Source organism: Streptomyces xylophagus, assembly GCF_000716435.1.
GTDB lineage: Bacteria > Actinomycetota > Actinomycetes > Streptomycetales > Streptomycetaceae > Streptomyces > Streptomyces xylophagus.
The window spans coordinates 174,300-198,284 of the sequence record NZ_JNWO01000014.1 but is presented as its reverse complement, the minus strand read 5'-3'; the positions used below and the strand labels follow the sequence as shown (position 1 = coordinate 198,284).

At 69.9% G+C, this 23,985-nt stretch carries 22 protein-coding genes and 3 pseudogenes; 14 read left to right on the top strand and 11 right to left on the bottom strand.

The genetic code is table 11. The features are described from left to right. Positions 1 to 113: 113 nt before the first annotated feature. The 3 genes and pseudogenes from OO70_RS29445 to OO70_RS57110 form a co-directional block, all read left to right on the top strand. Positions 114 to 548, top strand: coding sequence for a hypothetical protein (locus tag OO70_RS29445; protein ID WP_043677655.1), 435 nt, complete (start codon positions 114 to 116; stop codon positions 546 to 548). A gap of 232 nt (positions 549 to 780) precedes the next feature. Further along, complete coding sequence (locus OO70_RS29440; protein ID WP_043677788.1) at positions 781 to 1,602, top strand: class I SAM-dependent methyltransferase; 822 nt, start codon at positions 781 to 783, stop codon at positions 1,600 to 1,602. Positions 1,603 to 1,920: 318 nt separating this feature from the next. Continuing rightward, positions 1,921 to 2,141: pseudogene (locus OO70_RS57110) on the top strand (aldehyde dehydrogenase family protein); the annotation flags it as partial. 8 nt (positions 2,142 to 2,149) lie between these two features. Here the strand turns inward: OO70_RS57110 and OO70_RS29430 are convergent. Then, positions 2,150 to 2,758 carry a flavin reductase family protein gene (locus OO70_RS29430; protein WP_043677651.1) on the bottom strand — a complete coding sequence of 203 codons (609 nt, stop codon included), beginning with the start codon at positions 2,756 to 2,758 and terminating at the stop codon, positions 2,150 to 2,152. A gap of 296 nt (positions 2,759 to 3,054) precedes the next feature. Between OO70_RS29430 and OO70_RS29425 the strand changes: the two genes are divergently transcribed. The 3 genes and pseudogenes from OO70_RS29425 to OO70_RS29415 all read left to right on the top strand — a co-directional run bounded on the left by OO70_RS29425 (position 3,055) and on the right by OO70_RS29415 (position 5,720). After that, positions 3,055 to 3,744: a haloacid dehalogenase type II gene (locus OO70_RS29425; RefSeq protein ID WP_043677649.1), complete on the top strand. Its 690-nt coding sequence runs from the start codon at positions 3,055 to 3,057 to the stop codon at positions 3,742 to 3,744. 30 nt (positions 3,745 to 3,774) lie between these two features. Beyond that, positions 3,775 to 4,174 (top strand): annotated as a pseudogene (locus OO70_RS29420) (DUF1062 domain-containing protein); the annotation flags it as partial. A gap of 148 nt (positions 4,175 to 4,322) precedes the next feature. Further along, positions 4,323 to 5,720, top strand: a complete 1,398-nt coding sequence (locus tag OO70_RS29415) for a DEAD/DEAH box helicase (RefSeq protein ID WP_043677647.1) — start codon at positions 4,323 to 4,325, stop codon at positions 5,718 to 5,720. A 114-nt stretch (positions 5,721 to 5,834) separates the two neighbouring features. Here the strand turns inward: OO70_RS29415 and OO70_RS29410 are convergent, their stop codons facing one another. After that, entirely contained in the window at positions 5,835 to 6,182 is a 348-nt protein-coding gene (locus OO70_RS29410) for a VOC family protein (protein WP_063749747.1), read from the bottom strand. Between the two features lie 169 nt (positions 6,183 to 6,351). On the opposite strand from OO70_RS29410, the gene OO70_RS29405 reads away from it, so the two are divergent. After that, positions 6,352 to 6,960 (top strand): TetR/AcrR family transcriptional regulator, encoded by a 609-nt coding sequence (locus OO70_RS29405; protein WP_043677646.1) that lies wholly within the window; start codon positions 6,352 to 6,354, stop codon positions 6,958 to 6,960. A 145-nt stretch (positions 6,961 to 7,105) separates the two neighbouring features. On the opposite strand, the gene OO70_RS29400 is transcribed toward OO70_RS29405, so the two are convergent. Then, the gene (locus OO70_RS29400; RefSeq protein ID WP_043677645.1) at positions 7,106 to 7,765 is read right to left on the bottom strand and encodes an SDR family NAD(P)-dependent oxidoreductase; all 660 of its coding nucleotides are present in this window, start codon (positions 7,763 to 7,765) and stop codon (positions 7,106 to 7,108) included. Between the two features lie 287 nt (positions 7,766 to 8,052). On the opposite strand from OO70_RS29400, the gene OO70_RS29395 reads away from it, so the two are divergent. The 4 genes and pseudogenes from OO70_RS29395 to OO70_RS29380 all read left to right on the top strand — a co-directional run bounded on the left by OO70_RS29395 (position 8,053) and on the right by OO70_RS29380 (position 11,209). Then, positions 8,053 to 9,573: a carboxylesterase/lipase family protein gene (locus OO70_RS29395; protein ID WP_043677643.1), complete on the top strand. Its 1,521-nt coding sequence runs from the start codon at positions 8,053 to 8,055 to the stop codon at positions 9,571 to 9,573. A gap of 64 nt (positions 9,574 to 9,637) precedes the next feature. Further along, a pseudogene (locus tag OO70_RS29390) lies at positions 9,638 to 9,901 on the top strand (MmyB family transcriptional regulator); the annotation flags it as partial. A gap of 155 nt (positions 9,902 to 10,056) precedes the next feature. After that, entirely contained in the window at positions 10,057 to 10,518 is a 462-nt protein-coding gene (locus tag OO70_RS29385) for a nuclear transport factor 2 family protein (RefSeq protein WP_043677640.1), read from the top strand. Positions 10,519 to 10,588: 70 nt separating this feature from the next. Further along, the gene (locus tag OO70_RS29380; RefSeq protein WP_043677636.1) at positions 10,589 to 11,209 is read left to right on the top strand and encodes a TetR/AcrR family transcriptional regulator; all 621 of its coding nucleotides are present in this window, start codon (positions 10,589 to 10,591) and stop codon (positions 11,207 to 11,209) included. Positions 11,210 to 11,421: 212 nt separating this feature from the next. Here OO70_RS29380 and OO70_RS29375 read toward each other — a convergent pair whose 3' ends face one another. Both OO70_RS29375 and OO70_RS29370 read right to left on the bottom strand, forming a co-directional pair. Further along, a complete protein-coding gene (locus OO70_RS29375) occupies positions 11,422 to 12,453 on the bottom strand; it encodes a zinc-dependent alcohol dehydrogenase (protein ID WP_043677634.1) in 1,032 nt (343 codons plus the stop codon). Beyond that, positions 12,450 to 13,274 (bottom strand): IclR family transcriptional regulator, encoded by an 825-nt coding sequence (locus OO70_RS29370; RefSeq protein WP_043677632.1) that lies wholly within the window; start codon positions 13,272 to 13,274, stop codon positions 12,450 to 12,452. The genes OO70_RS29375 and OO70_RS29370 overlap by 4 nt, the downstream gene beginning before the upstream one ends. Before the next feature lie 50 nt (positions 13,275 to 13,324). On the opposite strand from OO70_RS29370, the gene OO70_RS29365 reads away from it, so the two are divergent. From OO70_RS29365 to OO70_RS29355, 3 genes are all read left to right on the top strand, one after another. After that, the gene (locus OO70_RS29365; RefSeq protein ID WP_043677630.1) at positions 13,325 to 15,037 is read left to right on the top strand and encodes an IlvD/Edd family dehydratase; all 1,713 of its coding nucleotides are present in this window, start codon (positions 13,325 to 13,327) and stop codon (positions 15,035 to 15,037) included. Positions 15,038 to 15,145: 108 nt separating this feature from the next. Further along, entirely contained in the window at positions 15,146 to 16,702 is a 1,557-nt protein-coding gene (locus tag OO70_RS29360; protein ID WP_043677626.1) for an MFS transporter, read from the top strand. A gap of 113 nt (positions 16,703 to 16,815) precedes the next feature. Then, positions 16,816 to 17,541: a GntR family transcriptional regulator gene (locus OO70_RS29355; protein ID WP_043677625.1), complete on the top strand. Its 726-nt coding sequence runs from the start codon at positions 16,816 to 16,818 to the stop codon at positions 17,539 to 17,541. On the opposite strand, the gene OO70_RS29350 is transcribed toward OO70_RS29355, so the two are convergent. From OO70_RS29350 to OO70_RS29325, 6 genes are read right to left on the bottom strand one after another with little or no spacing between them, the layout of a single operon-like run. After that, positions 17,531 to 17,854 (bottom strand): L-rhamnose mutarotase, encoded by a 324-nt coding sequence (locus OO70_RS29350; RefSeq protein ID WP_043677622.1) that lies wholly within the window; start codon positions 17,852 to 17,854, stop codon positions 17,531 to 17,533. The two genes, OO70_RS29355 and OO70_RS29350, sit on opposite strands and share 11 nt — an antisense overlap. Continuing rightward, complete coding sequence (locus OO70_RS29345) at positions 17,851 to 19,377, bottom strand: sugar ABC transporter ATP-binding protein (protein WP_043677619.1); 1,527 nt, start codon at positions 19,375 to 19,377, stop codon at positions 17,851 to 17,853. The genes OO70_RS29350 and OO70_RS29345 overlap by 4 nt, the downstream gene beginning before the upstream one ends. After that, positions 19,374 to 20,405, bottom strand: coding sequence for an ABC transporter permease (locus OO70_RS29340; RefSeq protein ID WP_043677783.1), 1,032 nt, complete (start codon positions 20,403 to 20,405; stop codon positions 19,374 to 19,376). Before OO70_RS29340 ends, OO70_RS29345 begins: the two co-directional genes overlap by 4 nt. 5 nt (positions 20,406 to 20,410) lie before the next feature. Further along, positions 20,411 to 21,475, bottom strand: a complete 1,065-nt coding sequence (locus tag OO70_RS29335; RefSeq protein WP_043677617.1) for an ABC transporter permease — start codon at positions 21,473 to 21,475, stop codon at positions 20,411 to 20,413. Next, positions 21,472 to 22,563, bottom strand: coding sequence for a mandelate racemase/muconate lactonizing enzyme family protein (locus OO70_RS29330; protein ID WP_043677615.1), 1,092 nt, complete (start codon positions 22,561 to 22,563; stop codon positions 21,472 to 21,474). Before OO70_RS29330 ends, OO70_RS29335 begins: the two co-directional genes overlap by 4 nt. A 35-nt stretch (positions 22,564 to 22,598) precedes the next feature. Next, a complete protein-coding gene (locus OO70_RS29325; protein WP_199827428.1) occupies positions 22,599 to 23,690 on the bottom strand; it encodes a sugar ABC transporter substrate-binding protein in 1,092 nt (363 codons plus the stop codon). Between the last annotated feature and the right edge of the window lie 295 nt (positions 23,691 to 23,985).

Genomic DNA, 23,985 nt, shown 5'->3' with positions numbered 1-23,985 from the left:
GAACGGGTGGTGCTCGGTGACCTGCCCTCCACCGCCCCGTTGAGCCGCCGGGACACGTGTCCGCTGTCCCCTTCGCGAACCGCCGCACCTGGCGGGTGCAGGGAGAGGGAATCATGGGAGCGTTGAAGTGGTCCACGGCTCTGGGGACTTCGGGGCTGGTGCTCGCCGCCGTGACGGCAACCGCCGCGGGGTCGGCGGCCGCTCAGGGTCAGGCATCACGCGAGTACCTGGCCGCGCGCGTCGTGCTCACGAACGCGGACAGCGGCCGGTCGGTGCAGGCGAGCGTCGGTGACGACGTCGAGGTCAGGCTCACCGGCTACCGCGAGCGCGGACTGACCTACACCTGGAGCGTTCCGGTTGCCGGTGACGCGGCGGTGTTCCGGCGTACTTCCGGCACCACGTCACCGGCCGGAGACGCATCGGCCGTCTTCCACGCGGAAGTTGGTGGCGTGGCCACCCTCAGCGCGGAACTACGCTGCGTGCCGGATCCGGGCCGCGTCTGCCCGTTGACCGTCGTCCCCTGGAAGGCCACGATCGAGGTGAAGTGACCCGGCGGACCGGGTTCTCGGCGGATCCGGCCGGACGTCACGTCCAGACTTCACGCCCAGAGGTCACGCCCAGAGGTCACGCCCAGACGTCACGTCCACGGGAAAGGGCTGTGCGCCGACGGGAAAGACGGCATCTCCTTCGCGTTGGCAGAGTCGTCCTCGCAGCGAACTCACCGGGTGGGACACCTGACAGATGCCCCACCCGGTACTCATGAACGGCGAGGGGACGGACATGTCGGAGAATTCCATGAGCGCGTACGCGATGGGAGACACCCCGGAGGAGGCGGACCGGCTGGATGTCCAGGACGGGCTCTACCGGGGAGCCACCGAATACCTCCTGAGGGCTGCCGGTCTGCGCGAGGGAATGCGTGTCCTCGACGTCGGCTGCGGCACGGGCGGAGTCTCCCTCGCGGCTGCGCGCATTGTCGGTCCGGAAGGCCATGTCGTCGGCGTGGACATGAATCCGGAGGTACTGGAGATCGCGCGCACGAACGTTGCCGCGGCCCGGATCCAGAACGTCGGGTTCGAACACCACCTGCTGCCCGATGTCGAACTCCCGGAGCCTGTCGACGCGGTGGTGGGCCGACTGATCCTGATGCATCTCGACGACCCGGTGGCGGTCGTGAAAGAGCTGACCGGGCTCGTACGTCCCGGCGGTCTCGTGACCTTCCAGGACGTCAACATCTCCCGGGCGCGGGCCGTACCGGACGTACCCCTGGTGACGCGATGCCGCGACTGGATCTCCGCGGGGCAGCGAGAGGGGGGCCGCAACCCAGACATGGGCGAACAACTGGCCCACGTGCTGCGCTCCGCCGGGGTGACCGATCCCGCCGTCACCGTCGTCGTGCCGACCGGCGGCGCGGACTCGGACGCGATGACCCTCGTCGCCGAAACCGTACGCAGTCTCCTGCCGTTGATCGAGCGCAGCGGGGTCGCCGATGCGCGGGAAGTGGATGTCGAGACTCTGGAGAGCCGCCTGTCGCAGGCGTGCGCGGAGGTGCAGGCGACCGTCTATCTGTCGGAGTTGGTCGCGGCGTGGGGACGCGTCGGCTAGGGGCTGTCCGACCATTCCCGTCGTCGTCGGAGGGGGGGGCCGCGCGCCCGCTGCGGCGAGAGTGAGTGCAGGGCTGCGCGAGGCAGACGGGAAGTGTCGGACAGGCCGCCCTGGTACCCCGAAGGCCGACGAGACTCCGGCCAAGCGGCCCAGGTCGCTCACCAGCAGCGAGGCGCAGTGAACCAGTCCGGCCCCGAGCAGTCCGCCGACATCGTCGCCCGGCTGCGCGCCACCTTCCGTACCAGGCGCACCAAGCCCGTCGAGTGGCGCACCACCCAACTGCGCGGGCTGCGTGCCCTGTTCGTGGAGAACGGCCCCATCTTCTACACCGGCAACGGTGTCGTCGGCCGTATCGTCCTGCGTGCCGCCGCCGAGCATTTGACCCTGGTCGCCCTCGAACTCGGCGGCAAATCACCGGCGTTCGTCTACGGGGATGCCGATCTCGCCGTCGTGGCCGACCGGTTGGCGCGCGGGAGTTCCTCAACGCCGGCCAGACCTGCGTGGCCCCCGACTACGTCCTGACCGACCCGGAGACCGCCTGCCCGGCTCAGTCCGACTCGGGCCAGTCGGCGTATCGGATACGGCGCAGGTCGAGGACTTCGCCGAGGGTGCCCCACTCGTCCTTGCCCAGGCGTGCCAGGGGGCGCATCCGATTCACCTCGGGATGGCCGTTGTCCAGGACGGTTTCGTCGATCGCGATGTGCACCACCCGTCCGAAGACCACGGTGGAGTCACCCAGCCCGAGGGTGCTGTGCAGCTCGCACTCCAGCGCCGCGGGGGAGCCGGCGACGCGCGGTGCCTTCACCCGTGCGCCGGCCTCGCGCTTCAGTCCCACGGCGTCGAACTCGCTGACACCTTCCGGGAAATCCGTCGCGGTCTTGTTCACTTCTTCGATGAGCGACTCCGGGGCAAGGTTGACCACGAACTGCCCGGTGGCCTCGACGTTGCGCAGCGAGTCCTTACGGCCGACCGAAGTGAACTGGACGATGGGCGGCGTGACAGACGAGACCGTGAAGAAGGAGTGCGGAGCGAGATTGTCGACGCCGTCGGCGGAGACGGTCGAAACCCAGGCGATGGGGCGCGGAAGAACAGTCGAGGTGAGCAGGCGATACACCGCGAACGGCTCCAGCTGGGCCAGGTTGTATTCAGTGCGCATACCAGCGATATATCAGATGCTCGCGAACCTCCGTACTGCCGTCTCGACGGTTCCGCCCGGACACCACGCCCACGGGAAAGGACTGTGCGCCGACGCGAAAATCGACTTCGTGGGCAGCACGCCGACTCAATCGGCGAAGGCTTCCAGGTATCGCCCCCGGCATCGCCCTTCCTCGCCGATGAGGCAGAGCGGGACGTTTCGGTGCGTCACCGGGTCCTTCCGGAATCCGGTGGTTTCCCTACGCGTTGGATCAACAGCCGCTCCCGCGCCCCTACTTCGTCCAGGAGACCTCGCCCATGCCAGAGCTGGACATCGATGCCGTCGTATTCGACGTGCTCGGAACGCTCGTCGATGAACCCGCCGGTATCCGCACCGGCATTCGTATGCTCGACCCATTGCTCGACGATTCCGGGATCGAGCGGCTTCTGTCGCTGTGGCAGCGGCACATCGACCGCGAGCAGCGGCGCATTCTCGGCGGCGACCGGCCCTACCTCCCCAGTGACTTCCTCGACCTGGAGGCCGCCCGGCTCGTCGCCGAGGCCGTCGGAGTCGACGAGCCGGATGCCGTAGAGGCGCTGGCCCGGTCGGGGCGTCGGCTTCCGCCGTGGCCCGACACGGTGGCGGGGCTCGCCCGACTCGCCGAACGGTTCCCGCTGATCGGGCTCTCCAATGCGAGCCGGACGGCGTTGTTGGAACTCAACGCGCATGCCGGCCTGCGCTGGCATCAGGCCCTGTCCGCGGAGGAGGCCCGGACCTACAAGCCCGACCCGGCGGTGTACCAGTTGGCCGTCACCGTTTCCGGTCGGCCGGCGGAACGGCTCCTGATGGTCGCCGCCCACGCCTGGGATCTGCGCGGAGCGCAACGCCTCGGCCTGCGCACCGCCTACGTCGCCCGTCCCGTCGGCGACCCGCCCACCTCCGCGGACCGGTTCGACCTCCACGCCGACGGCCTGGCCGACTTGGCCGACCAACTCGCCGATTTCTAGCGGAGTTTCAGGCCGGTTGTCGACATATTTCTGCGTTCCGTACGATCTGGACTGCTGGACCAGGTGCACGGCAACTCCCCTGGCCTGGCAGCCGAGTTGCTCCAGGATCCGGTCGTGCGGCGCCGTCACCGCATCGCTCTCGACTGGGACGGCGCCTGGGGGCGCCGACACCGGCGGGTCGGACTGCCAGGACCGCGAGGTGATCGACGTCCGGGTTTGCTTCGCGGCGCGGATCCCGGTCCGGCCCGTGCGGCTGATCGCTGAAGGGCGCGGTCTTTCGCGGGCCGAGGTCGAGGGATCGATCGCCGAGGGGAACCTTGTCTCGGCAGTCCGGCTGAGCGGCAGGCTCTCCGGAGACTTCACCTTCACCTTCACCTTCACCTTCACCTTCACCTTCACCTTCACCTTCACCTTCACGCTCAAGCCCTGAGCCCTCCTCGCGGCGTACCTGAAAGAGCTCAGGCCGGTGCCTCGGGTGTCCGCTGGTAAAATGGGTGAACGCTTCGACACCGCTGGGGCCCGTGCCAAGAGGTACGGGCCCCAGCGCGTTGCGGGCATCAGACCCAGGAAGGTTCCCCATGAACGCGAAGCCGCCGGCCTCCGGACACTCCCGTGCCGACGAGGACGGGTCGGCACCGGCGCCCCGCGCGGTCTCCGCGAACCCGTCGCCGGTCGCTTCCTTCGACGGGTTCGGGCTGCCGCCCGAGCTGGTGGCGACGATGACCGGCCTCGGGGTGACGGAGCCCTTCCCGATCCAGGCGGCGACCCTGCCCGACGCGCTGGCCGGCCGGGATGTGCTGGGCCGGGCGCGCACCGGCTCCGGCAAGACGCTTGCCTTCGGACTCGCGCTGCTCGTACGGACCGCGGGCCGGCGGGCGGAGTCGAAGCGGCCGCTCGCACTCGTCCTGGTGCCGACCCGGGAGCTCGCCCAGCAGGTGAGCGACGCGCTCGAGCCGTACGCGCGGACAGTGGGTGTGCGGCTGGCGACGGTGGTCGGCGGCCTGTCGATCAACCGGCAGCAGGCGTTGCTCCGGACCGGCGTCGAGGTGGTCGTCGCGACGCCGGGGCGGCTGGCCGATCTGGTGTCACGCCGGGACTGCATTCTCAACCATGTGCGGATCACCGTGCTGGACGAGGCGGACCAGATGTGCGACCTGGGGTTCCTGCCGCAGGTCTCGGAGATCCTGGACCAGGTCCGCCCCGACGGGCAGCGGCTGCTGTTCTCGGCCACGCTCGACCGTGACGTCGACCAACTGGTCAAGGACTACCTTCACGACCCCGTCGTCGCGTCGGTCGACCGGGCCGCGGGCTCGGTCACGACGATGGACCACCACGTGCTGAACATCCACGCCGCCGACAAGTACGCGACGGCGACCGAGATCGCCGCGCGGGACGGCCGGGTGCTGATGTTCCTCGACACCAAGGCCGGTGTGGACCAGTTCACCCGTCACCTGCGGGCCAGCGGCGTACGGGCGGCCGCCCTGCACAGCGGCAAGTCGCAGCCCCAACGCACGCACACGCTCGGCCAGTTCAAGGACGGTGAGGTCACCGTGCTGGTGGCCACCAACGTCGCCGCCCGGGGTATTCACATCGACGCGCTCGACCTCGTCGTCAACGTCGACCCGCCGGCCGACGCCAAGGACTACCTGCACCGGGCCGGCCGCACGGCACGCGCCGGGGAGTCCGGGAGCGTGGTCACCCTCGTCACCCCCAACCAGCGGCGCGACGTGAACCGGATGATGTCCGACGCCAGCATCCGCCCGACCGTCACACAGGTGCGCTCGGGCGAGGAGAAGCTGACCGCCATCACCGGCGCCAAACGCCCGCCGACCGGCACGAAGACCAGCGGCGGCAACGCCCCCTTCCGCGGCATGGGCACCCGCTCGGGCCGCCCCGCGAAGGAGTCCCGCAAGGCCGCCGAGGCCCGCAAGACCGCGGAAGCCCGCGCGGCGGCCCGGGTCCGCAAGGGCCGCTGACTCGATGGAAGAGTTCTGACCGGGCCTTTTGGTCGGCGGGGGGCAATCGAGTGCCCTGGGACTCTTGCCGCTGCTGCCTGCGCGCCGCCTCACGACGATGCGGGCGCTCGGGGCTCAGGAGCGAGGCTGCATGTACTCGAAGACGGAGCCGTCGGGGTGGCGGGCGACGATCCTGGTGCCGTTGGGTACTTCGTTGGGAGTTTCGAGGATCTCGGCGCCGGCCTTGCCGAGGGCGTCGAGAACGGGCGTCAGGGATTCGACGACGACGGTCGCGTTCTGCGAGACGTACTTCTCCAGCGGGCCGGAGTAGAGCAGAAAGGGTCCTACCAGTGCCACCTCCAGTTCGCGGTAGGGGAAGCGGCGGACTTCCGCGTCTCCGGCCAGGGCCTGGTAGAGAGGGATCGCGTCTTCGAGGTTCTCTACTTCGACGTTCGCGACGATGGCTCGGATGTTGCTGCTCACGGGGATCTTCCTTGCTCAGTTGGCGATGAAGGGGCGCCGAAACAGGCCGCGCACCCACATCTGCGCCTGCCAGGTCGAGCGGGCAGCAGGAGTAGCGTCATGGGGGCCTTGGTTATGATGTTAGGCATCATTAAAAAGGTCAAGTCGAGAGCGATGCGAGAGGACGGTCATGCCGCGGATCACCAAGGAGGACAAGGCCCGCAACCGGCACAACATCCTCGAAGCTGCGGGCCGTATGTTTCGCTCGCGGGGTACAGACGCGGTCGGTATCGCCGAGTTGATGAAGGAAGCCGGACTCACCCACGGCGGCTTCTATAACCACTTCGCCTCCAAGGACGATCTGGTCGTGGAGGTGTGCGGTGCCTCCTTCGCCGCCTCGCTCGGGGGCCTGGCCCGGACGATCGAGGACGGTCCCGGCCAGGCCGGCTCTCCGCTGGAGCGGGTCGTGGCCGGGTACCTGTCCAGCGCGCACCGTGACGCCCCGGACGGCGGCTGCCCCTCCGCCTCCCTGGTCACCGACGCCGGACGGCACGGCGAAGCCGTGCAGAGCGCGTACGCCGAGGGCGTCGAGGGCTATCTCCTCGGCTTCGCCGCCGAGTTCCTGCGCGAAGCCGAGGAGAAAGGGCACGAGCTCGACCCGGGCGAGGCCCGCAACAGGGCCGTCCGCCTGCTCAGCGAACTGGTCGGCGCGCTGGTGCTCGCCCGCGCCGTACGCCAGGTCGAGCCCGAGCTGTCCGACGAGATCCTGCGGACCGGCCGCGGCCACGCGCTCGACTGATACGGCTCGGGGTCGCTGCGGGACGTGGAGTTGAGGCGTTCGCGACAGACGGGCCGGCCACGCTTCACCACGTAGCCAACCCCTCCGGCCGTTCTCGCCTCATGGCCCAGGCGTCCCCGATGCTGCCGTAACCGGCTTCACGCGATCAGACGTAGAGGAGCTCGGCCTCCCACTGGTCCTGCGGCTGCTGATGCAGGTTCAGGTAGGCCGCGGCCAGGTTCTCGGGAGAGAAGCGCGGGTTGTCACCACCGATGGCGCCGGCGACCGTCACGGTGGTCACGTGCACGCCGGAGCCTTGCTGCTGCTTGTGCAGAGACTGGACGTACGCCCGCAGCGACGCCTTGCTCACCGACAGGGACGTGTAGTCGGGCGAGGGGTCCAGAGCCAGACCACCACCGGTGAACAGCAGGCTCCCTCGGTCGTCGCGCAGGAGTGGGAGAACCGTCCGGGCCGCGACGACGGCTCCGGTGACGTTGACCGCGAGGGTCTGCGCGAACTCCCTTGCGTCCAGCTCGGTGGGCGTGTCGGCGCTCATCAGGGCCGCGTTGTACACGAGCACGTCCGGTGACCCGGATTCGTCCGCGGCACGAGTGAGCGCAGCCTCCAGGCCTTCGGGATCGGCCGCGTCCACCGAGTAGGCGCGCGCTGCGTGGCCCTCGGCGGTCAGCTCGGACGCGTACTTGTCCAAGCGCCCGGCGTCACGCCCGAACAGCGCCACGGGGTGGCCGTCCCTGGCGAAGGCTTCCGCAAGGGCGAGGCCGAGGCCGGGGCCGACTCCGACGATAAGCGCGGATCCCTTGGTCATGATCGCTACTCCTTCTGCTGAGTGTTGAAACGGGGCGCGACAGTGCGCCGACCGATGTCGCCACCAGGGCAGGCGAGCTGGGAGGACCCTGGTCCGACCTAGCGACCAACATCCACAGGGATGAGCTTGTTCCGCTTTCAACGGACACCGTTGGAGCGGTGGCCCGAGACAGTCGAGAAAGTTCGCCTGGTGAAATATGATTCACTGAGAATGGACATGAGTCTCACCTGAATCGAATTCCGTACGCGGATCGCCTGCCCGGCAGCCGGTCCTTTGAGGAGTCACCGATGAGCAGTGGCGAGTTCCCTGAGGTGAGGACGGTGGCGGGCGCGGTTCGCGGTCGCCGCGAGGGTGGTCTGGAGGTGTTCCGGGGTATCCCGTTCGCGCAGCCGCCGGTGGGTGAGGCGCGCTTCGGGGCGCCGCGACCGGTGGACGGCTGGGACGGCGTACGGGATGCGTTCGCGTTCGGTCCGCCGCCTCCGCAGGAGCCGATGGGCCCCGAGGTCGAGCCGCCTGCCGGACTTCCGGCCGGTGACGACTGGCTGACGGTCAACATCTGGACCCCGGAGTCGGACCCGGCCGCGCGACGGCCCGTGATGGTGTGGATCTACGGCGGCGCGTACAAGTACGGTTCCGCCGACGACCCGGCCTACGACGGCAGCCGGCTCGCCCGTGATGGCGAGCTGGTCGTGGTCACCCTCAACTACCGAGTCGGCATGGAGGGGTTCGCCCTGATCGAGGGGGCGCCCGCGAACCGTGGTCTGCTCGATCAGGTCGCTGCCCTGGAGTGGGTGCGCGAGAACATCACCGCCTTCGGGGGCGACCCCGAACAGGTCACCGTCTTCGGTGAATCCGCGGGTGCCGGGTCCATCGCCGCGCTGATGGCCATGCCGCGGGCGCGGGGTCTGTTCCGGAGGGCGATCACCCAGAGCGTGCCGGGCACGTTCTTCTCCTCCGCGCTGGCCGGTGACATCGCCGAGGCCCTGGCAGGCGAGCTGGGGCTGCGCCCGACGGTCGCCGACCTGTCCGGTGTGGACCCGCGCAAGCTGCCTGCGGCGGGAGCCGCGCTGACCGCCCGGATGCGTGAGTACGTCCACCGGTGGGGTCCGGTGGCTCTCACCCCGACCCCCTTCTCGCCCGTCGTCGACGGCGACGTCCTGCCCACCGCGCCATGGCAGGCCGTCGCGGACGGCGCCGCGCGGGACGTGGAGCTGATCGCCGGGCACAACCGGGACGAGTACCGCCTCTTCCTGATGCTCGGTGGCCTGCTCGGCCGGGTGGACGAGGGCCTGGCCTCGACGGCATTGGGCCTGTTCGGGCCGACACCGGACGCCGAACGGGCATACCGCACCGCGTTCCCGGACGCCTCCGCGGAGTACCTGTTCGAACTGGTGCAGTCGGACTGGCTGTTCCGCATGCCCTCGCTGCACCTCGCGGAGGCGCAGGTGGCCGGCGGTGGCCGGGCGCACGTGTACGAACTCACCTGGGCCGCGCCTGCCAACGACGGCGCCCTGGGCGCCTGCCACGGCCTCGACGTACCCCTGACCTTCGGCGTGTACGGCGGTCTCGGCGCCATGCTGATCGGGCCCGAGCCCACCCCCGAGACCGAGGCGCTCTCCGCCCGCTTCCGCTCCGCGTGGACTGCCTTCGCCGCCACGGGTGACCCGGGCTGGCCCGCGTACGACGTCGAGCGCCGCCTCGTCCAACTCCTCGACACCGAACCGACGGTGACCGCGTACCCGGAGGAGGCCGCCCGCCAACTTTGGGAACACCACGCCTTCGCCGCGCTGCCCCTGACGACCGCGTAACCCGGGCACCTCTGCCCCGCTTCGCCCGACGGCCGACCAGGTAGTGACTGGTCGGCCGTGCGCGCCCTCGCTGCTGGACCGGCCGGCCACCACGCCGGCCCAGGTCATCACCGACCTGCACGAGACCCGCGTCCAGAACGAGCCGGCCGCAGCGCTGCTCGGCAGGGCCCCGGAACCGCGAGGCCCCGCCACCGGCTTCGCGTACCGCTGGTTCACCGATCGGTCGTCCCGCGCGACATACCCGCCCGAGGACCATCCGCACCACTCACGGGTCTTCGTCGCCGACCTGCACGCGGTCGCCGCCCGCCGCAGCCACGACACCGAGGTCGGCATTCACACGGGCTGACAGCGGGCGATCGCCCCCTGCCGGCGCCCGCACGGCAGCCCCTCGGCTCGATTTTTGCGACAACCTGTCGTAATGTTTACGACAGGTTGTCGCATAAAGATGCGTCGCCATAGTGCGGGTGGAAAGGGACTCTTCTCATGAACGCCGACGATCGCGCCGACATCATCCAACTGCTGGGCCTCTACGCCGACATCGCGGACCAGAAGGAGTTCACGGAGCTGCCCCGCCGGGTCTTCACCGACCCGCTGACGCTCGACTTCTCGTCGGTCACCGGCATGCCGCCGATGGAGACGCCGCTCGGCCAGTACACCGAGATCCTCCGGGGCGCCTTCGCGCCCTTCGCGGCGACCCACCATGCGATCACGGGCCACGTCGTCGACATCGACGGCGACCGCGCGACGATCCACGCACACGTCCGTGCCGAGCACTGGCTCCCGGACGAGGCGGCCGGAGACGGGCCCAACCGATGGCTGGTGGTCGGCTTCTACGACAACGAGGCGGTCCGTACGGCGGACGGCTGGCGTCTCGACCGGGTGAAGCTCACCTCGACGCACCAGGAGAACGCGCAGCTGGCGAGCGCCGCCCTGCCCGCCGAATAGGCATACCGGCGGCGGGGGCCGAGGTCGACCCCGGGCGACAGGGAAGCCGCAGGGAAAGGAGAATGACCGGATGCCGCGTATCCGGGGAGCCAGCATCGAGGAACACCACGAGATGGTGTGGGCCGAACTCGCCGAGGCGACACGGCAGTTGCTGCTCGAACGCGACTACGACTCGATCAACATGGGCCATATCGCGGCCCGGGCCGGGCTCGCGCGCAACACGCTGTACAACTACGCCCGCGACAAGAGCGCCCTGGTCCTGGCCCTGACCGAGCGGGCGAGCCGGCCCGTGGTCGAGCGCGTGGCCGCGATCGCCGCGCGCTCCGAGGACCCGGCCGCGGAGCGGATGCGGGAGATCATCGAAGCGATCCTGGAGGCGTCCACCGACGAGGCCATGCGGCCGATGTTCCGGCCGGGTTCCGGCCCGCTGGTCGCCGAACTGCCCAAGGGGCCGGCCAACCCGTTCCACGCGATCGTGGTCGAGGTGGAGAACGTCGTCCGGGACGGCATCGCGCGCGGAGAGTTCCGCGATGTCGGCGACGTACACCTCACGGTGGAACTGCTGTCCGGTGCCATGCGCGCCGGAGCCGAACGCATCGGCCGGGACCCGTCCGCCTTCACGGCCACCGTCCGCGCGGCGCGCGAGATCGTCCTCGCGTCCCTGGCCCGCCACCCGGATCAGGACCAGTAGGCACAAGACCCGGTCCCGGAAGACCTGCGCACCCAAACCGGCGAGCGGCTGGGCGAGTTGATCCACGAGGCCGTACCCGTCTGTGCAGCGGGTTCCCGGCCGCGCCTACCTGCTCCCCCTCTTGGTGGACGGTGGACGGCGGACGGCGGACGGCGGACGGCGTTCGGTGGACACCGGGACGTCGCCTACGAGTTCCCGCCATGGGTCGCGCGTCAGCTCGTCCGTGGGTCGACGTGGATCTTCGGTCCGGGGCCGGCGTCGGCCGGGCGCTCGCCGGCGAGGACGGCTCCGACCTGTTCCAGGCCGACGGTCGCGGCGACGAGAGGCCTCGGGTCGACGGTGCCGTCGGCGTACGCGCGGATGGTGTCGTCGAGGCCGGGGGACGCGGACAGTACGCCCACCGCGGTCACGTCCTTGAGCGCGAGCCTGCGGGTGTCGATCCTGCTGGGCTCACCGGCCAGTCCCACGTACACGACACGTCCGGCCGGCTCCACCAACTCCAGTGCCAGGCCCGGCAGATGGGCGGCGTTCGAGGCGTCGACGACCGCGTCGAACGGCAGGTCCGGCACGGAGTCCTCCGTCCACATCTGCTCGAAGCCCAACTCGTGGGCGAGGACAGGGGAGTTGTCGGCGCGGCCCATCAGATGCACCTCCGCACCGGCGGCCCGGAGGAACATCGCGACCAGCAGGCCGATGGTTCCGGGACCCAGGACCAGCGCCCGGTCACCGGGCCGTGGCGCTGCGGCCCGTGCCGCCCGCAGGGCGTTGCCGCCCGGCTCCACCAGCGCGCCCAGCACGGAGTCGACGGAGTCGGGCAGGACGTGCAACGAGGAGACGGGCACGGCGAGTTGCTCCGCGAGGGCACCGGGCCGCTCCCCGCGTATGCCGAGCTCCTGCCGCTTCTCGCACACATGCTGGTGACCCCGTCGGCAGCGGCGGCAGACACCGCAGCCGAGCATGGTGTCGCCCATGACCCGCCGGCCCACCCACGCCGGGTCCACTCCGGCGCCGACCGCCGCGACACGGCCGGCCCACTCGTGGCCGAGCCGCATGGGGTAGGTGGAGTGGCCTTGATGGAGATAGGCCATCGCGCCGGTGAAGAACTCCATGTCAGTGCCGCACACGCCGACCCGCTCGACATCGATGACGGCCTCGCCGGGCGCCGCGATCGGTGCCGGAACCTCCTGAACCGCGTACTTCCCGGGGGCTGTCAGGACGAACGCCCGCATGAGGCGGTTGTTCATCGGGGCGGCTCACCCAGGGGCCCGAGCACGGCACGGATCTCGTCGAGCGCGTCGAGCAGGATGGACAGGGGTGTGCGGTAGGCCAGTGCGCTGATGCTCACGGCGCCGGAGGGGGCCGACGGTGAGGTCGCGTACACGGGCAGGGCGAGGCAGTTGACGCCGGCCTCGTTCTCCTGGTCGTCGCAGGCGTGGCCCTCGGCGCGGATGGTGCGCAGCTCGCGGTGCAGGGCAGGTGCCGTGCACAGGGTCCGCGGTGTACGGCGTGCCAGGGGCGTGTCGCCGATCCACTCCCTGACGTCCTCGACGGTGTCCAACTGGTGGGCGAGGAGCAGCTTTCCGGCAGCGGTGGCGTGCGCTGGGTTGCGGCCGCCGACCGTCGAGGTCAGCCGGACGGCGCCTGCCGCCGGGTCGGCCTTGGCCCGGTGGACGACCTCGCGGCCGTCCAGGATCGCGTAGTGCGCGGTCTCGCCGAACCGTGCGGCCAGTGCTTCGAGCAGGGGCCGGAGGCGGACCGGCTCAGGACGGGCCTCGTGATGGGCGAAGGCCATCCGGACGAACTCGTCGCCGAGCAGGTAGTGGCCGCGGCCGTCCTGGTCGGCCAGACCGGCCCGGCGCAGCGCACCCAGCGCCCGGTGCACGGTCGGTTTGGGGCTGCCGACCGTCCGGGTCAGCTCCTCCAGGCCCACTCCGCCGGGATACCGGGCGAGTTCCCTGAGGACGGCCAGGACCCGGTCCGATCCCACAAGTCGGCCGCGGTCGGGGCCTGTTGGGCCGTCCCGGCCGGGGACTGCCACCCCGTCGTGCGTCTGCGTAAGCTCCATGGCGTTCCAAAAAATAGACCTTCGTGTCGATTGTCGGAAGGAGCTCGACGATGAGACTCCGCAGTGCGCAGTGGTACGAGGGTCAGGACCGCAATGCCTACATCCATCGGGCGTGGATGCGGCGCGGTGTCCCGGAGGGCGCCTTCACCGGCCGCCCGCAGATCGCCATCGCCAACACCGCCTCGGACCTGACCCCTTGCAACGCGCACCTGAACGAGGTGGCGGCATCCGTGCGCAACGGTGTGTACGAGGCGGGCGGTATCCCGCTGGACCTGCCCGTGGTGTCGCTGGGGGAGACCCAGGTGCGGCCCACGGCCATGCTCTGGCGGAACATGGCGGCGATGGCCACCGAGGAGATGCTGCGGGCCAACCCCCTTGACGGCGTTGTCCTGTTGGGCGGTTGCGACAAGACCATCCCTTCGCTGCTCATGGCCGCCGCGTCGGTGGATCTGCCGGCTGTCGTGGTGCCGGGCGGCCCGATGCTGACCGGGACCTTCCGGGGTACGCCACTGGGCTGCGGTACTGATGTCTGGCGGCTGTCGGAGGAGGTCCGGGCCGGCACGCTCTCGCAGGAGCAGTTCACCCGGTCCGAGTCGTCGATGATCCGCAGCCGGGGCCACTGCAACACGATGGGCACCGCCTCCACGATGGCCCTGGTCGCCGAAGCGCTGGGCACCGTCGTCCCCGGGGTCGCCGGCACCCCCGCCCCCGACAGCCGACTGCTGGTCGCCGCCCACGACACCGGCCGACTCGTGGTCGACATGGTCGCCGCCGACCGGCGCCCCGGCACCTTCCTGACCAAGGCGTCCTTCCACAACGCGATCGTCGCCCTGGCCGCCGTCGGCGGGTCCACCAACGCGGTCGTCCACCTGCTCGCGATCGCCGGCCGCCTCGGTGTCGACCTGTCGCTCGACGACTTCGACCGCATCGGCTCACGCGTGCCGGTCCTCGTGGACCTCCAGCCGGCCGGCCGCTTCCTCATGGACGACCTCCACCGCGCCGGAGGCCTGCTCGCCGTACTGCGCGAGGTCCGCGACCTGCTCGACCCCGACGCGCTGACCGTCACCGGGAAACCACTGGTCAACTACCTTGACGACGCCCCGATCTGGGACCCGGAGGTCATCCGTACCCGCGCCGAACCACTCGTCGCCGAGGGCGGGATCGCCGTACTGCGAGGCAACCTCGCCCCCTCCGGAGCACTGATCAAACCCGCGGCGGCCTCCGCGCACCTGCTGCGTCACCGTGGCCGGGCGGTGGTCTTCGACAGCATCGAGGACTTCCACGCCCGCGTCGACGACCCGGACCTCGACGTCGACGCCGACTCCGTCCTCGTCCTGCGCGGCTGCGGCCCCAAGGGCTACCCCGGCATGCCGGAGGTGTCGAACATGCCCCTGCCCAAGAAGCTCCTCGAACAAGGTGTCCGCGACATGGTCCGTGTCTGCGACGGCCGGATGAGCGGCACGGCGTACGGCACGGTCGTCCTGCACGTGGCACCGGAGGCCGCGGCCGGTGGCCCGCTCGCGCTGGTGCGGACGGGGGACTTCGTCGTCCTCGACGTCGATGCCCGCCGTATCGACGTCGACGTACCGGACGACGAACTGGCCCGCAGGACACCCGACTTGGCCACCGTCACGGCCTTCGCCACCCCTCGGCGCGGCTGGGAGCGGCTCTACGTGGACCACGTCCTCCAGGCCGACACGGGCTGCGACCTGGACTTCCTCGTCGGCTCCAGCGGCTCGGAGGTGAGCCGGGAATCGCACTGACACCGCGGTCGCCAGGACGGCACTGTTTCGCGCTGCTATGCGCCGTGTATGGTGACTCGATGTCGCTATACGTGCTGTATAGCGAACCGGTGACTTGGAGTCTGTCTGATGAGCACGGCAGTGAACGAGTCGAGTCCCACGGACACGTCCCCCGCGGCCCGCCGGAAGGTGCTGAAGGCGCTCAGCGGGCTGCTGCTCGCGCTGTTCGTCTCCACCCTCAGCAGTACGGTCGTCTCCAGCGCGCTGCCGAAGATCATCGGGGCGGTGCACGGATCGCAGACCCAGTACACGTGGGTCGTCACCGCGACCCTCCTCACCACCACGGCGACGACGCCGATCTGGGGCAAGCTCGCCGATCTGTTCAGCAAGAAGACCCTCGTGCAGGCCTCCATCGCCGTGTTCGTGCTGGGTGCCGTGGCGTCCGGGATCAGCCAGACCGCGGGGCAGCTCATCGCCTCGCGGGCCCTGCAGGGTGTGGGAGTGGGAGGGGTGCAGGCCCTCGTCCAGATCACCCTCGCGGCGATGATCCCGCCGCGCGAGCGCGGTCGCTACAGCGGTTACCTCAGCAGTGTCACGGCCACCTCGACCATCGGCGGGCCGCTGCTCGGCGGTGTCATCGTCGACACCTCGTGGCTGGGTTGGCGCTGGTGCTTCTTCATCGGCGTGCCGATCGCCGCCGTGGCCCTGTTCCTGCTCCAGCGGACCCTGAACCTTCCCGTCGTCCGCCGCGAGAACGTCAGGATCGACTACCTGGGCGCGACCCTTATCGCCTCGGGCGTCAGCGTGTTGCTGGTCTGGGTGTCGTTCGTCGACAACTCCTTCGGCTGGGCCTCCTGGCAGACCGCGGCCATGGTGGCCGGCGGGCTGGCCCTCATCGGCGCGGCCGTGTGGGTGGAGTCGCGGGCCGCCGAACCCGTCGTACCGCTCGGCATCGTGAAGCAGCGCACGACCGCCCTGGCGATCGTCGGCAGTCTCGCCGTGGGGACGGCGATGTTCGGCGCCGCCGTCTTCCTCAGTCAGTACTTCCAGCTCAGCCGTGGGCACAGCCCGACCGAGGCGGGCCTGCTGACGATTCCGATGATGGCCGGCATCCTCATCGCCTCCACGGTCGCGGGCCGACTGATCAGCCGGACCGGGAAGATCAAGCCGTTCATCATCACCGGCGCGGTCCTCCTCACGGTCGGCTTCGCGGGCCTCGGCACCATCGACTCCAGGACGCCCATCCTGCTGCTGAGCGTGGAGATGCTGTGCGTCGGGATGGGTGTCGGCATGACGCTGCAGAACCTGGTGCTCGTCGTGCAGAACACCGTGCCCCTGAAGGACATCGGCGCGGCCAGCTCCACCGTGTCCTTCTTCCGTTCCCTCGGCGGCACGATCGGCGTCTCCGTCCTCGGCGCCGTACTGGCCCGGCACGTCCAGGACCAGATCGCGCACGGGCTCACTTCCGCGGGACTGCGGACCACGGGCGCCGCCTCGGACATCGCCGGGCAACCCGCCGCCGTACAGGAGATCATCCGTGTCGCGTACGGCGACGCCACGGCGCAGATCTTCCTCCTCTCGGCCGGGGCGGCCCTCCTCGCGGTGATCGCCGCGATCCTGCTGAAGCCGGTCAGTCTGCGCAGCAGCCTCGACCTGGCGGAGAAGAGCGGTGCGGCGGCTGGGTGAGGCCAGGCGATCGAGAGCGGCATCGGGTACGGCAGGGTGCCGCACCGACCCCCGCTCGCCGCGTCCACCTGGGTAAACTGGGGGAGTCCGCAGTGCCTTGAGGAGGAGTCGGGATGCCGCCGCACAGTCCTTCCGCGGCCGTCCCGGACGAGGGCGACGAGCGGGGTGCGCCGCCTGTGCGGCAGGCGCTGTCGGACAGTGTGTACGAGCGCATCAAGGCGATGGTCATGGACCATGAGATCGCCCCCGGCGCCCGCGTCGGCATCGAAGCGCTCGCCCGCAACCTCAAGGTCTCGCCAACTCCCGTACGGGAAGCGCTGGCCCGGCTGGAGTCGGACGGGCTCGTCGTGAAGCGCGCGCTCTCCGGGTACCGGGCCACGCAGTTGCTGACCCGGCAGGGGCTCGACGAACTCTTCGAAATGCGGCTGCTGTTGGAGCCCAGGGCAGCCGCGCTGGCCGCCGTCAACGCCACCGAGACGCAACTCGACGGCATCGAGCGCATCGTCGAGGAGATGCAGGCCCACCCGAGCCCGAACGAACGGTACGCGTCGTACCGCGACTTCGCCGCTCTCGACCAGCGCTTCCACGAAGCGATCGGACAGGCCGCGCACCGGCCCCTGTTGGCGGACGCGGTGGAACGGCTCCACGCGCATCTGCACATCTTCCGGCTCAGCAAGGTGGTCGGCGCCTGGGGCCCGACCGTCGCGGAGCACGAACGGATCGTCCGCGCGGTGCTGCGCCGCAACCCGGAGCGGGCGGCCGAGGCGATGACGGAGCATCTCACCCGGAGTCTGGAGCGGCAGATCGAGGACGGCGGCGGCGAACCGGCTACTCCATGAGGAACACCTGCTCCGCGGTGGCCCACCACGCGCCGGGGGCCGCCTCCGGAACCGGTGTCTGGCAGGGCGCGGTGAGGCGCCACCACTCCTGGGTCGCCTCGTCCGCGGCCATCAGTGCCAGGTCCGCGGTCAGATCGTCGCCGTGGTACTCGAAGTAGGCGAACAGCCGGTCGCCGAGCAGATGGATCGAGTAGTTGGCGATGTGGCAGTGCCGGAGCCGGGTCAGGACCGGCTCCGGCACCCTGCGGTGCAACTCCCGGTATTCGTCGAGCTTTTCGGGACGTACGGCGATGACCTGGGCCACGCGCTTCATGAGCGCACCGTGTCGCGGTCGTGGATCAGGCGGATGACCCGGCCGCTCATGCGGTCGTAGTCGCGGTCGTTGGCGATCTCGCCGCGGACGCGGTGGTCCGTCATGACGACGATGCGGTCGGCGAGGGTGACCATCTCCGCGAGGTCGCTGCTGATGAGGAGGATGGGCAGGCCGTCGCGGGCGAGGTCCCAGATCAGCTCGTGGAAGGTGTGCTTCGTGCGGACGTCGACACCCACCGTCGGTTCGTCGACGACCAGCAACCGGGTATCCGCGGCAAGCCACTTGGCGAGGCTGACCTTCTGCTGGTTCCCGCCCGAGAGTTCACCGGCGTTCTGCCCGAGCCCGGAGATACGGATGCCGAGCCGGTCGACGAGATCCTGCGCGGTGTCGCGCTCCTCGCGTGCCGAGACGTACCCGAGTGCCTTGGCGAGTCTCTTCCACACCGTCACCGTGATGTTGCGGACGATGGGCTGATCGAGGAAGACGCCCTCCTCCTTGCGGTTCTCGGTGACGTACCCGATGCCGAACTCGTGCAGGGCCTGACGGGGTGAGGTGATGCGCACCGGCTTGCCGTGCACCCGGACCTCGCCGCCGGTGATGCGGTCCAGGCCGAGCACCGCCTTGACCAGTTCGCTGCGCCCGGCGCCGACCAGTCCGTACAGGCCGACGATCTCGCCGGGCCGTACCTCCAGGCTGATGTCATGGTGCCCGCCGGCCGTGGAGACCGCGTCCAGTACGAGAGTCGGTGTGGTGGAGCGGTCGACCGTGCGGGGCCGCATCTCCGTCGCCGCGTGGGCGCGGCCCACCATGAGGCCGACGATGTCGTCGTGGGTGTGGTCGGGGAGCGGTGAGGACTCCAGCACCGACTTCCCGTCGCGCAGCACCGTGACCGTGTCGCAGACCGCGAAGACCTCCTCCAGTTTGTGGCTGACGAAGACGACGCAGGCGCCTCGGTCGGCCAGTCGCCGGATCACCTCGAAGAGGCGTTCCGTCTCCTGCGGGGAGAGGGACGCGGTGGGTTCGTCCAGGAGCAGTACCCGGCTCTCGGTGTAGAGGGCTTTCGCTATCTCCACCAACTGCTGCTGTGCGACGGACAGTTCACGTACTGGTTGCTGTGGATCGAGGTCGACTCCGAGTTCCGCGAGGCACTCAAGGGCCGGTGCGGTCATGGCCTCGCGGTCGACCAGGCCGCGGTGGGAGGGCGGGTTCTGGAGGGTGATGTTCTCCGCCACGGAGAAGCCCGGGATCAGGTTGCGTTCCTGGTGGACGACGCCGATGCCGGTGCGGGTCGCCTCCAACGGCGAGCGTAGATGCACCTGTTGGCCACACCAGGAGAGCGATCCGGCGTCGGGGGAGTGCGCCCCGGTGAGGACCTTGATGAGGGTCGACTTGCCGGCGCCGTTCTCACCGAGGAGCGCGTGCACGGTGCCGGCGGTCAGCCGTAGACCCACGCCGTCCAGCGCCCGCACACCGGGGAAGACCTTGACCAGGTCGTGGCATTCGAGAAGAACCGTGCCGCTCACTGGGCACCTCCTGTCTGCGGCAGGGCGGTTGGTGACTGCGGGCTCTTCTCCAGACGGGTCTGGTGCAGTCGGCCACCGGCGACCGTACCCAGCACGACCAGGCCGATGAGGAGGTTCACCCAGCTCGGGTCCAGCGAGAACTGGGCTCGCGCCGCGTCGATCAGCCGCGTCACGAAGGCCGCAAGGACCGTGCCCAGTACGGCAATTGAGCCGCCGGTCAGCGCCACGCCCCCGATGATCGGTGCGGCGAAGCTCGGCAGCAGCCAGTCGCCGCCGACGCTGCGGTTGACGCCGGGCAGCGAGGCCGTGGACGTCACGGCGGCCACGCCGATCAGCAGCCCGGACAGGGTGTGCGCGGCCACGATCTGCCGGTCGGTGGAGATCCCGGACAGCCGTGCCGCGAGCGGGTTGCCGCCCGCGGCGAGCAGTCGCCGGCCCGCGACCGTGCGGTACATGAAGCCGGCCAGCAGCGCCGCCGCGACGAGCGCCGTGACGAAGACCAGGGGGATGTTCAGCGGTGCCGCCGTGCCGAAGTCGCGCAGCGTGCGCGAGTAGCCGTCGACGGTACGGGTGCCGGTGAGCCGGTACTGCGCGCCCAGGAGGATCGTCATCGTGGCCAGGGTGACGATGAACCCGTTGATCTGCGTGGCCACGATGGCGGCCCCGGTCGCCAGGCCGATGGCCGTCGCCGTCAACAGGCCCAGGATCACGGCGACTCCGGCGGGCACCCCGTGGTCGGCCATGAGGACACCCATCAGGCAGGCGGTGAAGCCGCCCAACGCGCCGACGGCGAGGTTGAGTTGACCCACGCACAGCGCCACCATCTGGGCCAGCCCGATGAGGATGGGCGTGGCGAGGTACTGGAGGAAGACCCGTACCGAGGGACCCTCGAAGAAGGAGCCCGACGAGGCCACACCCAGCGCCAGGTATCCCGCCACGACCACGCACAGCAGCAACGCCGCCGTGGAACGGGAGAACCGGCGCAGCGACGCGTTGGCCCAACTCCCTTGGCCGAGAGCTGTGTTCATGCGGTTCATGTGGAGCGCACCACCTTGCGATAGGACACCACGGCGCGGATCCGGTCGGCCGACAGGGCCAGCAGGAGGACGCAGCCGAGATAGATGTTCAGGCTCTCCAGGCCCACGCCGAGCAGGTCGAGGCCCTTGCGGATCACACCGACCAGGGCGGTGCCGAGCAGGGTGCCCAGCACGGACACCACGCCGCCGGTGAGCAGGGTGCCGCCAAGTACCGCGCCCAGAAAGGAGGGCAGCATGAAGTCGTCGCCGATGGAGGCGCGGAACGTGCCCGTGCCGGCCGCCGCCATGAACCGGGCGAGCGCCGCGAGCAGCCCGGAGAGCGTGTGCGCGAGCAGGACCCGGCGCCCGGTGGGAACGCCGGACAGCTCGGCGGCGGCCGGGTTGGCGCCGGTGAGCAGCAGTTCGCGGCCGATACGCGTACAGCCGTAGAGGAAACCGAGGCCGAGCATGGCGAGGACGGTGAACTGGGCGATCTGCGGTACGGCGGGGGAGCCGCAGATCGGGCCCGCGCAGATGTCGGCGAGCGAGTAGGAGCGCAGTTGGTCGATGCCGGACGGGTGGGTGGTGAAGGCGGCGTCGTCGGTGAGGGCCGAGTAGAGGAGGGAGACCAGGCCGAGCAGGGCGAAGTCCATCGCCAGGGTGACGACGAAGGAGCTGACTCCGGTACGGGCGATGAGCCAGCCGGTGACCGCGCCGATGGCCGCACCGGCGAACAGGCAGAGGAGCAGGCCCACTTGCATGGGGAGGCCGAGGCGGTCGTAGCCGAGGCCGGCGAACAGGGCGCCGAAGGCGGCCATCCGGCCGACCGCGAGGTTCATGTGGCCGACGGACAGGGCGACCATCTGCGCGAGCGCGACCACGGTCAGGGTGGCGACGTCGCGCAGGAGCGGGAAGAGCACCAACTGCTGGTCCAGGAACGCCGGTCGGAGCACGCCGAACAGGACGCTGAGCGCGATGACCAGCACCAGCAGGCCGAGCCGCTGGTTGACCCAGAACGGCATGCGGTGCGGTGCCGTCCGCTCCTCCGGGACGGTGTCCGGCGGGCTGATCGAGGTCGTCATGCCACCCTCCGGTCGTCCAGCGCGTCCGGGTCCCAGTCGATGCCGATGCCCGGTACGTCGGGAGCGATCGCCATCCCGTCGCGGATGGTCAGCTCGGTCCGGGTCACCGCCCTCAACTGCGGGATGTACTCGACGTATTGGCCGTTCGGCACCGCGGCGGCGAGGCTGACGTGCAGCTCCATCAGGAAGTGCGGGCAGACCGCGACGTTGTGACTCTCCGCCAGGTGCGCGACCTTCAACCACGGTGTGATGCCACCGATCCGGGCGGCGTCGACCTGTACGACGGAGGCGGCACCGGCCTCCAGATAGCTGCGGAACTGCATCAGCGAGTACATGGACTCCCCTACGGCGACGGGGATTTGGGTCGCCGCCGCGAGCCGGACGTGACCGCTGATGTCGTCGGCGGGCAGCGGCTCCTCCAGCCAGTACGGGTCGTACGGCTCCAGCGCCGCCGCGAGCCGGAGGACGGAGGACGCCGTCTGGGACTGGTTGGCGTCGGTCATGATGTGCAGCGAGGGGCCGACGGCTTCGCGGACCGCGCGCAGCCGTTCCGCGTCCTCGGCGGGATGCGGCCGGCCCACCTTGATCTTGACGCCGGCCCACCCCAACTCCTGTGCGCGCAGGGCGCCTTTGACCAACTCCTCGGCGCTCAGATGGAGCCAGCCGCCCTCGGTGTCGTAGACCGGCACCTCCTGACGGTGCCCGCCGGCCAGCCGCCACAGCGGTTCGCCCGCCCGTTTGCAGCGCACGTCCCACAGGGCGGTGTCCACGGCGGCGAGCGCGAGCGAGGTGATGGCCCCGGTGGTGGTCGCCCGGGTCAGCGCGAACAGCCGCTGCCACAGCGCCTCGACGTTGCGGGCGTCCTGTCCGACGAGCGCGGGCAGCAAGTGGTCGCGCAGCAGGGCGAGTACGGACGTGCCGCCGGTGCCGATGGTGTAGGAGTAGCCCGTTCCCGTGACGCCTTCGGCCGTCTCCAGGTCGACCAGGACCGTCTCCTGTTTGACGAACGACTGCACCGCGTCGGTACGGTCCTGCTCGACGGCGATGTCGACCAGCCTGGCGGTCGCGGTCGTGATGATGCTGCTCATCCGGCGATTCCGATTTCTGTCGTGGGGGTCGGCGATCAGCCGCAGGAGAGGATCTTGTCGGCGAACTCCTGCTTCAGCTGCGCGGTCTTCGCCTGCCGCGCCTTGTCGTAGCCGGAGACGTTCGCCTTGGTGACGACGAACGAACCGGAGTCCACCTCGACGCCGGGGGAGCGCACGGTGCACTGCTTCGTCTGCAGCAGCGCCAGCGCCCAGGTCCCGATCTCGGCCTGCCCGACCGGGTTCTGGACCACGGTGGCCGTGACCGTGCCCTGCTCGATACCGCTGAGGATCTTGGCGTCGTCGTCGATGGCGATGACCTTCGCCTTCGACCCGGTGGACTTGACGACGTCCGCGGCGGCGACGGCCGGGTTGTAGGCGGTGGCGACGATGCCGGTGATCTGGCCGCCCTTGGCCGCCATCAGGTCGGACACCGCCTTCTGCGCGGTCTGCAGGTCCGTGTCGATGTCGGTGATGGTCTGCAGGAGCTTCACCTTGCCGCCCGACTCCTTCACGGCCTGAGCGACGCCCTTGATCCTCAACTGGGTATTGGCGTCGACGTTGTTGCCGGTCAGGTGGACCAGGGTGCCCTTGCCGCCCATGGCCGCGATCGCCGCCTTCGCGGCCTTGTAGGCGGCGAGTTGGACGTCCGTGGAGAGACAGAAGTCGGCGTCGTCCTTGTCTCCGGCCGGGCAGGACCCCAGCGAAGCCACCGGGAAACCCTGCGACTTGAGGTCCGCGAAGGTCGAGTTGATGTCGGTGGGGGAGACGCCGAACACCCCGAACGCGTTGTAGCCGCGCGCCGCCAGCGTGGACAGCAGGTTGTTCTGCTTCTGCTGGTCCCACTCGGCCGTCTCGTCGAAGGCGACGGCCCCGAGACCGTACGTCTTCTTCGCGGCGGCGCCCGCTGTCTTCCAGGGCTGGAAGTACGGGTGGGCGCCGCCCGGCACGAGGGCGACCTTGGTCCCGGAGGCGTCCCCGAGTTCGGCGCCGCCGCCCGTCCGAGCAGCAGGCGTGGCCTGACCGCCGGACTGGGCACCCGAGTTCTTGTAGGTACAGGCCGCCGTCCCCGTCGCCAGCAGCACGACTGCGACAACTCCGGGCAGGACAGATCTGGTTGGGAAGCGCATGCCCCACCCCTGAAGAATCAGATAGGAAATCGATGCGGCGATCGTGGGGGAGGAACGCGTACGCGTCAAGACTTGCGGCACGAATAGGTGCCGTGGGTAGGGGTGTTATGCCCCTGGAGGTGCCGCGGCCGCTGCGTCGAGAGGCGTCGAGGGGCATCGAGAGGCTCGGTCGCGCGTTAAATCGTATAGGAAATGTCCCCATGTCGGCCTGGCAGCAAAGGCGGAGATCATTCGCACGACTCGGGGATCGGGTACCCGACAGCCCCTAGGATGGCTGGCTTCAACGCATGTACGC

What these genes read in the sequence shown, in the direction of transcription:
- OO70_RS29395 (WP_043677643.1), top strand. Translation starts at nt 8,053, where the DNA reads ATGAGCAGTGGCGAGTTCCCTGAGGTGAGGACGGTGGCGGGCGCGGTT.
- OO70_RS29400 (WP_043677645.1), bottom strand. Translation starts at nt 7,765, where the DNA reads ATGACCAAGGGATCCGCGCTTATCGTCGGAGTCGGCCCCGGCCTCGGC.
- OO70_RS29445 (WP_043677655.1), top strand. Translation starts at nt 114, where the DNA reads ATGGGAGCGTTGAAGTGGTCCACGGCTCTGGGGACTTCGGGGCTGGTG.
- OO70_RS29355 (WP_043677625.1), top strand. Translation starts at nt 16,816, where the DNA reads ATGCCGCCGCACAGTCCTTCCGCGGCCGTCCCGGACGAGGGCGACGAG.
- OO70_RS29440 (WP_043677788.1), top strand. Translation starts at nt 781, where the DNA reads ATGTCGGAGAATTCCATGAGCGCGTACGCGATGGGAGACACCCCGGAG.
- OO70_RS29365 (WP_043677630.1), top strand. Translation starts at nt 13,325, where the DNA reads ATGAGACTCCGCAGTGCGCAGTGGTACGAGGGTCAGGACCGCAATGCC.
- OO70_RS29415 (WP_043677647.1), top strand. Translation starts at nt 4,323, where the DNA reads ATGAACGCGAAGCCGCCGGCCTCCGGACACTCCCGTGCCGACGAGGAC.
- OO70_RS29405 (WP_043677646.1), top strand. Translation starts at nt 6,352, where the DNA reads ATGCCGCGGATCACCAAGGAGGACAAGGCCCGCAACCGGCACAACATC.
- OO70_RS29340 (WP_043677783.1), bottom strand. Translation starts at nt 20,405, where the DNA reads ATGAACACAGCTCTCGGCCAAGGGAGTTGGGCCAACGCGTCGCTGCGC.
- OO70_RS29380 (WP_043677636.1), top strand. Translation starts at nt 10,589, where the DNA reads ATGCCGCGTATCCGGGGAGCCAGCATCGAGGAACACCACGAGATGGTG.
- OO70_RS29360 (WP_043677626.1), top strand. Translation starts at nt 15,146, where the DNA reads ATGAGCACGGCAGTGAACGAGTCGAGTCCCACGGACACGTCCCCCGCG.
- OO70_RS29350 (WP_043677622.1), bottom strand. Translation starts at nt 17,854, where the DNA reads ATGAAGCGCGTGGCCCAGGTCATCGCCGTACGTCCCGAAAAGCTCGAC.
- OO70_RS29375 (WP_043677634.1), bottom strand. Translation starts at nt 12,453, where the DNA reads ATGAACAACCGCCTCATGCGGGCGTTCGTCCTGACAGCCCCCGGGAAG.
- OO70_RS29370 (WP_043677632.1), bottom strand. Translation starts at nt 13,274, where the DNA reads ATGGAGCTTACGCAGACGCACGACGGGGTGGCAGTCCCCGGCCGGGAC.
- OO70_RS29425 (WP_043677649.1), top strand. Translation starts at nt 3,055, where the DNA reads ATGCCAGAGCTGGACATCGATGCCGTCGTATTCGACGTGCTCGGAACG.
- OO70_RS29430 (WP_043677651.1), bottom strand. Translation starts at nt 2,758, where the DNA reads ATGCGCACTGAATACAACCTGGCCCAGCTGGAGCCGTTCGCGGTGTAT.
- OO70_RS29385 (WP_043677640.1), top strand. Translation starts at nt 10,057, where the DNA reads ATGAACGCCGACGATCGCGCCGACATCATCCAACTGCTGGGCCTCTAC.
- OO70_RS29325 (WP_199827428.1), bottom strand. Translation starts at nt 23,690, where the DNA reads ATGCGCTTCCCAACCAGATCTGTCCTGCCCGGAGTTGTCGCAGTCGTG.
- OO70_RS29330 (WP_043677615.1), bottom strand. Translation starts at nt 22,563, where the DNA reads ATGAGCAGCATCATCACGACCGCGACCGCCAGGCTGGTCGACATCGCC.
- OO70_RS29335 (WP_043677617.1), bottom strand. Translation starts at nt 21,475, where the DNA reads ATGACGACCTCGATCAGCCCGCCGGACACCGTCCCGGAGGAGCGGACG.